Source organism: Geothrix paludis (genome assembly GCF_022808815.1).
Taxonomy (GTDB): domain Bacteria; phylum Acidobacteriota; class Holophagae; order Holophagales; family Holophagaceae; genus Geothrix; species Geothrix paludis.
The window spans coordinates 56110-68161 of the sequence record NZ_JAKZLC010000004.1; the positions used below are offsets into that span (position 1 = coordinate 56110).

At 71.2% G+C, this 12052-nt stretch carries 10 protein-coding genes and 1 riboswitch; of the genes, 6 read left to right on the forward strand and 4 right to left on the reverse strand.

The genetic code is table 11. The features are described from left to right. The first annotated feature begins 35 nt into the window (after window positions 1-35). A riboswitch (cobalamin riboswitch) is annotated at window positions 36-234 on the forward strand. A 66-nt stretch (window positions 235-300) separates the two neighbouring features. The 4 genes from MLE64_RS10780 (at window position 301) to MLE64_RS10795 (ending at window position 5090) form a co-directional block, all read left to right on the forward strand. Then, window positions 301-2328, forward strand: coding sequence for a TonB-dependent receptor plug domain-containing protein (locus MLE64_RS10780; RefSeq protein ID WP_243317735.1), 2028 nt, complete (start codon window positions 301-303; stop codon window positions 2326-2328). Further along, the gene (locus tag MLE64_RS10785) at window positions 2328-3164 is read left to right on the forward strand and encodes an ABC transporter substrate-binding protein (protein WP_243317736.1); all 837 of its coding nucleotides are present in this window, start codon (window positions 2328-2330) and stop codon (window positions 3162-3164) included. Before MLE64_RS10780 ends, MLE64_RS10785 begins: the two co-directional genes overlap by 1 nt. A 158-nt stretch (window positions 3165-3322) precedes the next feature. Next, window positions 3323-4309 (forward strand): FecCD family ABC transporter permease, encoded by a 987-nt coding sequence (locus MLE64_RS10790; RefSeq protein ID WP_243317737.1) that lies wholly within the window; start codon window positions 3323-3325, stop codon window positions 4307-4309. 55 nt (window positions 4310-4364) lie between these two features. After that, window positions 4365-5090 carry an ABC transporter ATP-binding protein gene (locus MLE64_RS10795; protein WP_243317738.1) on the forward strand — a complete coding sequence of 242 codons (726 nt, stop codon included), beginning with the start codon at window positions 4365-4367 and terminating at the stop codon, window positions 5088-5090. A gap of 72 nt (window positions 5091-5162) precedes the next feature. Here the strand turns inward: MLE64_RS10795 and MLE64_RS10800 are convergent, their stop codons facing one another. The 3 genes from MLE64_RS10800 to MLE64_RS10810 form a co-directional block, all read right to left on the reverse strand. After that, a complete protein-coding gene (locus MLE64_RS10800; RefSeq protein WP_243317739.1) occupies window positions 5163-6425 on the reverse strand; it encodes a cation:proton antiporter in 1263 nt (420 codons plus the stop codon). A 102-nt stretch (window positions 6426-6527) separates the two neighbouring features. Next, window positions 6528-7493: a carbon-nitrogen hydrolase family protein gene (locus MLE64_RS10805; protein ID WP_243317740.1), complete on the reverse strand. Its 966-nt coding sequence runs from the start codon at window positions 7491-7493 to the stop codon at window positions 6528-6530. A 12-nt stretch (window positions 7494-7505) separates the two neighbouring features. Continuing rightward, a complete protein-coding gene (locus MLE64_RS10810) occupies window positions 7506-8138 on the reverse strand; it encodes a GNAT family N-acetyltransferase (RefSeq protein ID WP_243317741.1) in 633 nt (210 codons plus the stop codon). 67 nt (window positions 8139-8205) lie between these two features. Between MLE64_RS10810 and MLE64_RS10815 the strand changes: the two genes are divergently transcribed. Beyond that, entirely contained in the window at window positions 8206-9333 is a 1128-nt protein-coding gene (locus MLE64_RS10815; RefSeq protein WP_243317742.1) for a glycosyltransferase family 2 protein, read from the forward strand. Window positions 9334-9429: 96 nt separating this feature from the next. Further along, entirely contained in the window at window positions 9430-10491 is a 1062-nt protein-coding gene (gene recA, locus MLE64_RS10820; protein WP_243317743.1) for a recombinase RecA, read from the forward strand. 232 nt (window positions 10492-10723) lie between these two features. On the opposite strand, the gene MLE64_RS10825 is transcribed toward recA, so the two are convergent. Continuing rightward, complete coding sequence (locus tag MLE64_RS10825; protein ID WP_243317744.1) at window positions 10724-12004, reverse strand: hypothetical protein; 1281 nt, start codon at window positions 12002-12004, stop codon at window positions 10724-10726. Window positions 12005-12052: the final 48 nt, after the last annotated feature.

Consider the following 12052-nt stretch of genomic DNA (forward strand, 5'->3'; position numbering starts at 1 on the left):
CTTGCGGAATCCACCGGCGCCGTGGTTCTCTGAAGCCTGACAATTTCGTGCTGGATGCACGGGAAGCAGGTGAGACTCCTGCGCTGCCCCGCAACGGTATGCACCACGCCCACGCGTCACCGGGTGTGAGACCTCAAGTCCGAGTCACTGGGATCGTCCCGGGAAGGCTCGGAGGGAGCTGAAAGGCCCCTGTCGCGTGCGAGCCCGGAGACCGGTCCCGCACCTCACCCCCCGTCGCGGGAACGGGCCGGGCCATTCCCTTGCGGGACGCCCAGCCGCCGCGACCTCATGCGTGGAGGCATGATGGGTTCTGCCCGCATTCTCTTCTCCCTGGCGGCCGTGTCCGCCCTCTCCATGGCCGGAGAAGCCGACCGCAAGCCCGCCGAGGCCACGGTCAGCGTCAACGCCGAGGCCCAGCCGGTGGAGGTCACCCGGACCCCGGGCCCCGTGCGCATCGTGGAGGCCGAGGAGCTGGCCCGCCTGGGCAGCCGCACCCTGGCCGATCTGCTGGATGTCCTCCAGCCTGGGGCCGTGATGGCCACCGGCGGCACGGGCAAGCAGGCCTCCGCCTTCCTCAACGGCACCCTCAGCCGCAACGTGGTGGTCCTGCTGGATGGTCTGCGCCTGAACGATCCCACGGCCCTCAGCCCCGACCTGGGCGCCCTCAGCCTCGTGGGCATTGCGCGCGTGGAGCTGATCCTCGGCCCCTCATCGGTGCTCTACGGCAGCGACGCCATCGGCGGTGTCATCGCCCTCACCAGCGCGGGCCGGGGCGCCGAGGGCTGCCACGGCCAGGCCGGCCTGAAGGTGGGCACGGACGGGCTGCTGGGTGGCACGGCCCAGGCGCAAGTCACCGGAAGCCGCGGCTGGATCGCCGCCGGCGCCGAAGCCCAGAAGCAGGAGAGCGGCTTTCCCGATGACGCCTTCCGCCAGGCCGGCGGCTTCCTGCGCATGGGCACGAAGCTGGGCGGGGCCGACCTGACCGCCTTCTACCGCAACAGCGGCCAGACGGCGACCATCCCCTTCACCACCTCCGGCTGGCCCGCGGCCCGCAGCTACGAACCCCAGCGCGAGATGCGCGCCCGCCAGGAGAGCTGGGGCGCCAGCCTGCGCTGGGCCCTGGCGCCCACGCTGTCGCTGGAGAACACCCTCCAGGCCCTGGAGGGCCGCACGGGAGATCCCGGCGGGCCTCATCGCGAGCAGACGGACCGGGACTTCCGCCGCGTGGAGGACCAGCTCACCCTGCACTGGACACCGGCCCCCACCTTCCGCCTCTCCGGCCGCCTCGAGGGCCGCCAGGACACCAGCCACGCCCGGAACTACTACGACCCCGACACCTTCGCCGCCGTGCAGTACCGGGGAGAGGGCACGGACGTGGCCGGAGCCCTGGAGCTGCGTTGGACGCTGGCCGAGGGCCTGGACTGGACCGCGGGTCTGCGCCGCGACGCCGGCCACCGGGACCTCACCCGCTCGGACACGGGCCTCCGCAGCCGCGCAGGCAGCGCCGAGGCCGGCACCTGGCGCACGGGCCTCAACTGGGTGGTGGCGCCGGAGCTGCGCCTCTACGCCAGCGCGGGCCAGGGCTTCCGCATGCCCAACACCACCGAGTTCGCCCTGAACGCCCAGGCGGAAAGCCAGGACGGCGTGGCCTATCCCATCCTGCCCGAGCGCAGCCGCACCGTGCAGCTCGGCGCCACGGGCCAGTTCGCCGGCCACTGGGAGTACCGGCTGGAGGCTCAGCGCACCCGTGTTTCCGAGCTGCTGGCCTACGTCTATGACACCAGCTTCGCCTTTCCGCCCCTCTTCACCTCGCACTACGCGAACCAGGGCTCCATCCGGGCCCAGAGCCTGGAGGGCGCGCTGGGCTGGCGGGGCGGCGAGGCGGTGGCCTACGGCTGGGACCTGATCCTCCGCAACCAGGAGACCCGAGACCTGGACCACAACACGGAGGCGGACCGCTTCGGCGCCCAGAACACCGCCATCGTGCGGCACCCCTTCTTCACCGCGGCCGTGGCGGGCTTCGTCCAGTCGCGGACTTGGCGTGCCGACGTGCGCTTCGCCCGAGTGGGGCCCCGCTACGACCTGAACGACACCACCTACGAGGTGACCTCCACGCGCAAGCCCTACCGCGACCTAAGCCTGGGCCTCTCCCACGAGCCGCTGAAGCACCTCACCCTGGCCCTGCGCGGCGAACACCTGCTGCAGCCGAAACAGACCGTCCAGGATTGGCTCAGCGGCCGCTACGATCAGGATGGCGACGCCAGCCTGGTCTACGGATTCCCGGCCCCGGGCCCCCGCTGGACCCTCGCCGCGACCTGGAGGTGGTGATGCGACGCTGGCTTGCCTTCCTGCTGCTGGCCGCGCTGCCTCTCCTGGCGGCACGGCCGCAGCGGGTGGTGAGCCAGGCCGTGGGCACGGACGAGCTGCTGCTGGCCCTGGCGGATCCCGGCCAGATCGCGGCCCTGAGCCACATCGGCCGCGACGCGCGGTTCAGCGCCGCGGCCGGCGAGGCCCAACGGTTCCCGGCCCTCAAGGACAGCGACGCGGAAAGCGTGCTCCGCTTCCGCCCCGACCTGGTGCTGGCCGCCAGCTTCACCCGCCCCGAGACCCTGGCCCTGCTCCGGCGGACCGGGGTCCGGCTCGTGGTGCTGGACCGCTTCGACACGCTGGAGGACGTCTACGCCAGCCTCAGGATCCTGGGTCGCGAGCTGGGCCAGGAGGCCCGTGCCGAGGCCCTCATCGCCCAGTGCCGCGGCCGGGTGCAGGCCCTCACGGATCGCCTCAAGGGTGTTCGTCCCGTCCGCGTGCTCACGGCCGGAGCCTATCCCTTCACCGCCGGTTCCGGCACCACCTTCCAGGACCTCTGCGACCACGCGGGGGCCCTGAACGTGGCCGCCGAGGCCGGACTCAAGGGCCACGCGCCCACGCCTTCGGAGAAGCTGCTCACCTGGAACGCCGAGGTGCTGGTGATCTCCGGAGACCGGCCCGACGGATCGGATACCCGCGCCCGCCTGGCGGAGATCCCCCACTATCGCGTCCTGCCCGCCTTCAAGGCCGGCCGCTTCGTGGTTCTCCCCGGCGCCCTCATGTCCAGCGTCTCGCATCGCCGCATCGACGCCTACGAGATGTTGGCCAGGGCCCTCCATCCCGAACGTTTCAGGTAGACCACCCATGAAAACGCCAACCGCGGAGAACGCATGAGAACGCAGAGGCCAGAAAGGTCCTTCTCTGCGTCCTCCGCCTTCTCGGTGGTGAACTTCCGGAAAGGGTGGGTCGGATTCCGGATGTCGCTGGGATCCCGCCTGCTGCCCGGGAGGAATCCTTGAGGAACCGCCTGGCCATCCCGGTCCTCGTGGCGCTGCTAGTCATGGCCTTCCTGGCCTCGCTGGCCTTCGGCGAGCTGCGGCTGTCCTTCTCGCAGGTCGTGGCCGCCCTGGGCGGCGGCAGCGATGACATCGCCCGGACGGTGGTACGCGACTTCCGCCTGCCCCGCGCCCTGGTGGGCATGGCGGCTGGCGCGGCCCTGGGCGCCAGTGGCGTGGTCATGCAGGCCTTCTTCCGCAACCCGCTCGCCAGCCCCGGCCTCCTGGGGGTGAGCAGCGGGGGCGCCCTGGGCGCCGTGGCGGTGCTGGCGCTGGGCCCCATGCTGGGTTTCGCCTCCGCCACGCTGTGGGCGCTGCCCGCGGCTTCGGTTCTGGGCGCCTTCGGTGCGACGGGTGCGGTGCTGATGCTCGCCCAGCGGGGCGCGGGCACCGAGCGGCTCCTGCTCTCCGGCGTGGCTCTGAACGCTCTCCTGGGCGCGGGGACCAGCTTCCTGCTCACCACCACGGTGGGCCACTTCGAGGTGAACGCCCAGATCCTCTTCTGGCTCATGGGCGGCCTGGAGAGCCGCAGCTGGGAGCACGTCTGGATGGGCGTGCCGGCCATCCTTGCGGGCTGCCTCCTCCTGCTGCCCCTGGGGCGGGCCATGGACCTGCTGAGCCTGGGCGAGCACAGCGCCCAGAGCCTGGGCGTGGACGTGCGCCGCCTGCGCCGCCAGCTCATTGCCCTGTCCACGGTGCTCACGGCCCTGGCCACGGCCACGGCCGGCGTCATCGGCTTCGTGGGCCTGGTGGTGCCGCACATCCTCCGACTGGCCTTCGGTCCGGCGCACCGGCGCCTGCTTCCCCATTCCATGCTGGGCGGCGCGGCCTTCCTCCTGGCCTGCGATCTCGTTACCCGCACCTTCCCCATCGGCCTGCGCCTGGGCGTCGTCACGGCCCTGGTGGGCGGCCCCTTCTTCCTGTGGCTGCTGCGGAGGCCGCGGTGAGGCGAGTCCCCGGTCCTCAGTCCTCAGTCTTCAGCCCGGACACGGAGGCGGCGCCATGAGCGCGCCCGCCCTCCATGCCGCTGGGTTGTCCGTGCCGGGCCGGCTGGATGCCGTGTCGCTCGATCTCGGCCCCGGTGAACTGGTGGCGATGGTGGGGCCCAACGGGGCGGGCAAGTCCACGCTGATCCAGGCCCTGGCAGGATTGTTGCCGGCCCACGGAGCCATCCATTGGAATGGCCAATCACTGTCGCACATCCCTGCCGCAGAGCGGGGCCGGCGCCTGGCCTGGGTGGGACAGGAGGCCCACTTCGAGTTCGCCTTCCCGGTGCGCGAGGTGGTGGCCCAGGGCCGCTACGCCTGGGGCGACGATCCCACGGGCGTGGCCGAGGCTCTGGCGGAACTGGACTTGACGTTCCTGGCGGACCGCCCGGCGACGCGTCTCTCTGGCGGCGAACGCCACCGAGTGGCCCTGGCCCGGGCCCTGGCCACCCAGGCGCCCATCCAGCTCTGGGACGAGCCTGTGGCTCAGCTGGACGTGCGGCACGCGCTGGAGGTCATGCGCCTGGCCCGACGCCGGGCGGACGGCGGCGGCACCGTCCTGGTGAGCCTCCACGACCTGCGCGCCGCCTATCGCTTCGATCGCGTGCTCGTCCTGGATCGGGGCCGCCTTGTGGGCAACGGCGGGCCCCACGAGGTCCTCACCGCCGACCTCATCCGCCAGGTCTTCCGCGTGGAGGCCACGTTCGTCGAGTCCCTGGTGCCTGAGCTGCCACAGGATTGAGCGGTCTATTCACCGCAGAAAACGCGGAGGGAAGAAGACCACCCTTCGCGTTCTTTGCGGTGAAAGGCTGTTTCAAGCTTTCGGCGCCTGCCGGGACAGCACCCACCCCAGCCCCACGGGCCCTGCCACGGTGGTGAGCAGGAGGGCGCCGATGATGCCGGCCTGGATGTCGGGGCTCAGCAGGGGGGTGCCATGCCACTGGAGCTGAGCGCCGGTGGCCACGAAGATGAGGCCCACCTCGCCGCGGGGGACCATGCCCCAGCCCACCACCGCCGCGCGGGTGCCCCGGCCTCCCGTGTAGCCCGCCACGTACTTCCCGACCACGCCGAGCAGGGCCAGCACGGCCGCGAAGCCCAGGGTCCTGGGTCGGAAGAGGGCCGTGGGATCCACCTTGGCCCCCATGAGCACGAAGAAGAGGGGGGAGAGCACCGTCACGAGGGGGTGGACCAGTTCCTCGAGGGAGTGCTTCTCCCGGTGCTCCAGGTCCACGATGTGGGCGGGCTCCAGGATGAGGCCCGCGGCGTAGGCGCCCACGATGGAGGCCAGGCCCGCCAGGCTGCCCAGCCAGGCCAGCAGGAAGGCGAAGCCGAGGCCCAGGGGCAGCAGCACCTGCTCGCCTCGGAACCGGCTGGCCAGGCGGAAGAGGCGCGGCGTCGCGACGCGACCCAGCGTGAGGGCCGCCGCGAGGAAGCCCAGGGCGAGGAGGAGGGTTCTCGCCAGCTCGGAACCCAGGGATCCGCCTGGTCCGCCCAGCCCGCCCGTGGCCGAGGCCCCCACGAGACCCGACACCGCCACCAGCACCAGCAGGCCCAGCACGTCATCTACCACGGCGGCGCCCACGATGATGCGGCCTTCCACCGAGTCTGCCGCGCCCTTCTCCCGCAGCACCTGGGCGGAGATGCCGATGCTGGTGGCGCAGAGGCAGGCCCCGATGAACAAGTCCAGCACGAAGGGCGCGCCCTTGGGCAGCAGCAGCCAGGCCCCCGCCAGGCCCGCGGCCATGGGCGCGACCACGCCGATGGAGGCCACCCGCAGCGAGGCCGCGCCCACCTTCATCATCTGCGGCACGGTGGATTCCAGCCCCACGGCGAACATGAGCACCACCACGCCGAGGCCCCCCAGCAGCTCGGCGGCCGGGGAGGCCGCCACCTCCGGCACCAGGGGCCAGGCCCGGTGCAGGGCCGTGAGGGCCAGCCCCACGGCCAGCTCGCCGGTGACCGCGGGCAGCTTCAGGCGCACGGCCAGCTCCCCACCCACCTTGGCGGAGAGCCACAGCAGCGCCAGCAGCATCAGGGTGCCGGCGAGGGGGTCGTGAACCAGGAAGGCCAGGGTCATCCGGTACCTCGGGAAATGGTGTGACCCGAGGATACCTCACGGTTCATGGACATTCCCGCTCAGCCGGAGCCACAACGGGCCTCCACCAGCGGATGGGCACCCTCAGCTCTCTGCCGTACCGGTTCCCTCGCCCTGCTTCAGCCAGGGCAGGTGGTGGACATGGATGCGGCCCTCGAAGGTCACGTGAAGCCCGTCGCGCGCGGCGTCCTGGTGGTTCAGCACGGAGCCCCGCGCCCGGGTCTGGTCCAGCACGGCCAGGTCGATGTCCCCCACCAGCACCATCTCGGAGTTCGGGGCGGCCTCGGTGGCGATGCCATCCATGGGGAAGTGGTAGTCGGAGGGCGTGTAGACGCCGCTCTGGGCGTACTGCGCCGTGAGATCCGTGATGAGGGGCAGGCTGCCCACCATGCCGGCAGTCACCACGTAGATCTGGTTCTCCACGGCCCGAGCCCGGGCGCAGGTGGTGACGCGGCTGTAGCCCCGGCGGTCGTCCGTGAGGTAGGGCACCACCAGCAGCTGGACCTCCTGCTCCGCCTGGATCCGCGCCACCTCGGGAAACTGCACGTCGTAGCAGATGGACACGCCCATCCGGCCGAAGTCCGTGTCGATGATGTGGATCTCCTGGCCCGGCTCAAAGCGCCAGACGTTCCGCTCCGTGGGGGTGAGGTGAAGCTTGGGCTGGTGGACCGGCCCGTGGCCCGGCACGAAGATGGAGGCCACGTTCTGCAGCTTCCCGTCCACGAAGCGGGGATGGGTGCCCGCCACGATGATGCGGTCGTACTTCCGCGAGAGGTGGAGGAACAGTCCCTCGTAGTCGACCGTGAACCGCTCCGCCAGCTCCCGCATGGCCTCCGGCGGCGGGAAGCCGGGCCGCAGACAGCTCAGCAGCTGGACCGCCAGCAGTTCGGGAAACACGATGACATCGGCGTCGTAGTCGTCGCCCACATCCACGTAGTTCTCCACCTGGGTGGCGAAGGCGGCAAAGTCGGCCACGGGGCGCAGGGCGTACTGGATGCCGCAGACCCGCACGGGACGGGACAGGAATGGGGTGGGAGCCTTGAATCGCATGCCGTCGCCTCCTCAGAGTTCCATGACGATGAGAGCCGCGTGGCCCAGGGTCTCCGGGTCCGGAGCGTAGTCCCGGAGCACGCCGCGGACCTGGAACCCCACACGGAGCTGCTTGGACAGGGTGGAGTCGAAGATCCGGCCGGCCACCACGGCCTCCACGTAGGCCTCCGGGCTCATCTCGTGGGCCACGCGGTGGTAGCCGGGGATGCGGGCCCCGGCCACGAAGGCGCGGCAGCCCAGACGCCGGCCCAGCTCGATGCGGCCCTCGTAGAGAAGCCGCCCGATGCCCTGGTCCTGCCAGGCGGGATCCACGGCGATGTTCACGCCGTAGAGGGCGTCCCCCTCGGGATCATGGGTGGACAGGCTGCCCCGCCCTGTGATCAGGGACCAGGTGTGGGGGGCCAGCGCCGCCGCCAGGGGCACACGCTGGGCCGTGGAGGTCCCGACGAGGCGCTCGCCCGCTTCCACCACCATCTGGCCCTCGGGGAACCGCTCGATGTGGCGCAGGAGATTCTCGGCGGACCACACGGCCTCGGGGCCATGGGGCGGCGGATAGACGCGGGCCATCAGGTCCCGGATCCCGGGCACGTCGTCCGGGCGCCGGAGGCGGCGCAGCACGGGGGTGGGTGGGCCGAGCTCGTCCATGACGCTCCCGGAGAGGCCCCCAGGTTAACCCACGCCGCCAGTCTGCCCGTTCGGGCTAGCCTGGGGCATGCCTTGGATCGACCTCGCCGCATGGATCGCCGCCACCCTGCTCCTCGCGGGGCTGGCCCTCCTGCGCCGGCACTGGACCCGGCTGCCCGCCCTGGCCCCGGATCCCGCCCTGCCAGCGGACCCGCCCTCCGTGTGCCTCTGCATCCCCGTCCGGAACGAGGCCCTCGAGCTGCCCGCCGCCATCGACTCCTGGCTGGCCCAGGACTACCCGGCCCTGCGGATCGTCGTGGTGGATGACGGCTCCACGGACGGCAGCACGGAGATCCTCCGAAGCCGCGAAGCCGCCCGGCCGGACCGCCTGCGGGTGGTGCGCAACGACGACCTGCCCCCGGGATGGCTGGGGAAGAACCACGCCCTGGACCTGGCCGCCCGCCAGCCGGAGGCCCAGGCGGCCACCTGGCTGCTCTTCGCGGACGGCGATGTGCAGGCCTCGTCGGACCTCCTGCGACGGGCCGTGGCCTTCGCCTTGGCCCAGCCGACGGACATCCTGGCGTTGATCCCTGGCGTGGACGCCGTGGGACCTGCCGAGCGGGTGGTGCTGCCCCTGGCGGCCTCGGCCTTCCAGCTGCTGGTGCCCCCCCACCAGGTGCCGAACCCCCGCCACCCGGCCTTCTGCGGCGTGGGAGGCTTCACCCTGGTCCGGCGGGAGGCCTACGAGGCTGCCGGCGGCCACGCGGCAGCTCCCCTGGAGGCCATCGATGACATGATGCTGGCCCGGCGGATGAAACAGGCCGGCTTCGTGAACCGGGTGGCCCGGGGCGGCCCGGACCTGCACCTGCGGATGTACCACGGCCTGGGGGAATTGGTGCGGGCCATGCGGAAGAACGCTGCTGCCCTGCCCGCCTGGGGGCTCCTCCCCCTGCTCCTCCCGCCCGTGGCCCTGGTGATGCTCGCCCCCCTCTGGCTGCCCTTCGCGGGCCACCCGGGCTTGGCCCTGCTGCTCTGGCTGCTGGTGCCGGCCCTGGCGGGGGACGTCCAGCAGCGCATGACCGGCCGGCCCATGGACCTGCTCTGGGCCCTCTGGCCCCTGGACGCCCTGGTCTTCGCGGCCGGAACCGCCTGGGCCTTCGCGGACCGCCTCCGGGGGGTGAACCACTGGCGGGGCCGGGACGTCAAGCTGCGCTAGGCTGGTGGACCCGCCTCTCGCGGGTGGCTGAAAAGATTTTCTTGTTTTTTTCGCTTTTTGAATCCATCCTGGAAAGCACCCCTTCCGGAGGACCCCATGGCCGCAGCCGAACAAGATGACCGCCTGAAAGCCCTGTCCCGCACCGTCGCCGACATCGAGCGGGCCTTCGGCAAGGGTTCCATCATGAAGCTGGGCGACCGCATGAGCCCCGCCGAGGGCCTCGAGGTCATCAGCACCGGCTCCATCGCCCTGGACAGTGCCCTGGGCGTAGGCGGCGTGCCCAAGGGCCGCATCGTGGAGGTCTACGGGCCGGAAGCCAGCGGCAAGACCACCCTGGCCCTCCATATGGTGGCCCAGGCCCAGAAGAAGGGCGGCCTGGCCGCCTACATCGATGCCGAGCACGCCCTGGACCCCGAATACGCCAAGAAGCTGGGCGTGGACGTGGACAACCTCTTCATCAGCCAGCCGGACAGCGGCGAGCAGGCCCTGGAGATCTGCGACCAGCTCGTGCGCAGCGGCGCCCTGGACATCATCGTGGTGGACTCCGTGGCGGCCCTGGTGCCCAAGGCCGAGATCGACGGCGAGATGGGCGACAGCCACGTGGGCCTGCAGGCCCGTCTCATGAGCCAGGCCCTGCGCAAGATGACGGGCACCATCAGCAAGACCCACAGCTGCGTGGTCTTCATCAACCAGATCCGCATGAAGATCGGCGTGATGTTCGGCAACCCCGAGACCACCACTGGCGGCAACGCGCTGAAGTTCTACGCCTCCGTCCGCCTGGACGTCCGCAGCATCCAGAGCATCAAGGGCAACACCGGCGATCCCCTGGTGGCCGCCAAGGACGAGGACTCCTCCGTGGTGGGCAAGAAGACCAAGGTGAAGGTCGTGAAGAACAAGGTCGCCCCGCCCCTCAAGATCGCCACCTTCGACATCATGTACGGCGAGGGCATCAGCCGCACCAGCGAACTGGTGGAGCTGGGCACCCAGCTGGAGATCATCCAGAAGAGCGGCTCCTGGTACAGCTACAAGGACAGCCGCCTGGGCCAGGGCGCCGAGAACGTGAAGAAGCTCTTCACCGACAACCCCGAGCTGGCGGACGAGGTGGAGGGCCTCATCCGCGAGCGCCTGGGCATGAAGAGCACCGCCGTGGAAGTGTAAGCATCATCGACCTGCGCGCCCTTGGAAGGGGTCGGCAGACGGCGGCGGTCCCCAAAGGCCGCCGCCGTTTTTGATTTGACCGAAGGCGAAAGACGGGAACGCGAAGGGCACGAAGGCGGCTCCATTGCTCCGGCACAGGACATCCGGGCCTACGGCCCCTGGTCCACTGATCGCGCCCGCAGGGCGTCTTGGCGCCCTTCGCGTTCCCAATCTTTCCGTTGGGCGGGTGAGGCTAGTCCTTGTCCTGCACGCCCAGGCCCGCGCCCCGGAGATGCTTCGGCAGGGGCGCCGCGCCCTGGGCGCTGAACGGTGCGCCTGCGGGGGCCGCGGCCTTAGGCGCGGAGGGCCGGGGCCCCGGCTGGGCACCCGGCTGCGCCCCGGGCTGGGCCTGGAGGGACTTCATCTGCTCCGCGGTGGCGAAGGGCTCCAGGCGGGCGATCTGCTCGGCGGTGGGGAAGCCTTCGTAGCGGACGCGCCGGGGCCCCCAGATGTCCACGGCGGTACCGCGGACCTCGTGCATGCGGGGCAGGGACTGGCGCCAGTAGATCCCCAGCGGCTCGCCGTCCGAACCGGCGAAGCCGATGAGATCGGCCTCGGGAAGCAGGGTCGGGGCCCCGTCAGTCCAGGTGGCCATGGTGAGGGGCTTGCCCTGGCCGGTCTTCAGCAGGAGGACCGGGGCCGGACGTCCCAGACTGGGATCCAGGTCCTTCTCCTGGTTCCGGAGGGCCTCCAGGAAGTCCATGTTCTTCAGCTCCCGCTGGGGGGCCGACATGGGATGGGGCTCCTGGAGCCGGGCGGTCACCAGCTTGTCGCCGATGCGCTCCAGCACCGCGAGCTGGAGGACCGGGGCGCCGGCCTGGCTCGCGGCCTGGCCCTTCGCCTGGAGGGCCCGGCCCACTTCCTCCATGAGCTTGGGCAGCAGGATCTGGGGTGCCGCCAGCAGGGTGTCCGCCGTGGGGATGGCCAGGAAGGGATGCTGGTCCTTGAAGAGGCCGTGCCAGACCTCGGGGAGCAGCAGGCGGGCCGCGTCGGCCCCGTCGTGCCAGGGCGCCTGGTAGATGCCCGAGGGCAGCCGCACGAAGGCGCCCTCGCTGCGGTGGCGCAGGTGGTCCAGGGCCAGATCCAGCACGTCCTCGGCGGGCTGGTCCCAGATCCGGAGCCAGGCGGCGGGCATCACCACCTCAGCCACGCGGATCCGCGCCGTCAGACCGTCAATGAAGGCGTGGCTCCAGCGACCCTCGCGCTCGGCCCGCCAGGTGGGCACCAGCTCCGGCAGCAGGTGGTCCTGGGCGTCGATCCAGGGTTCCGGGAGGGGCAGGCCCAGCCGATGGGTCTCCGCCACCGCATCTGCCCATGCTTCACGCTCTTCCGCCCGGCGGTGGGCCTCGAAGGTCGGCACGAGCGCCTCCAGTCCCGGCAGGGACGCGGGCAGGCCCCGAGTCTCCAGCAGGGTGGCCAGCGACGGCAGGGGCGCCTCGTCGGCGCGGGAACGGAAGCGATCGAAAAAGCCCATGTTCAGCGGTCCAATCAAACAGTCCATTCTGACGCATTAAATGAAATT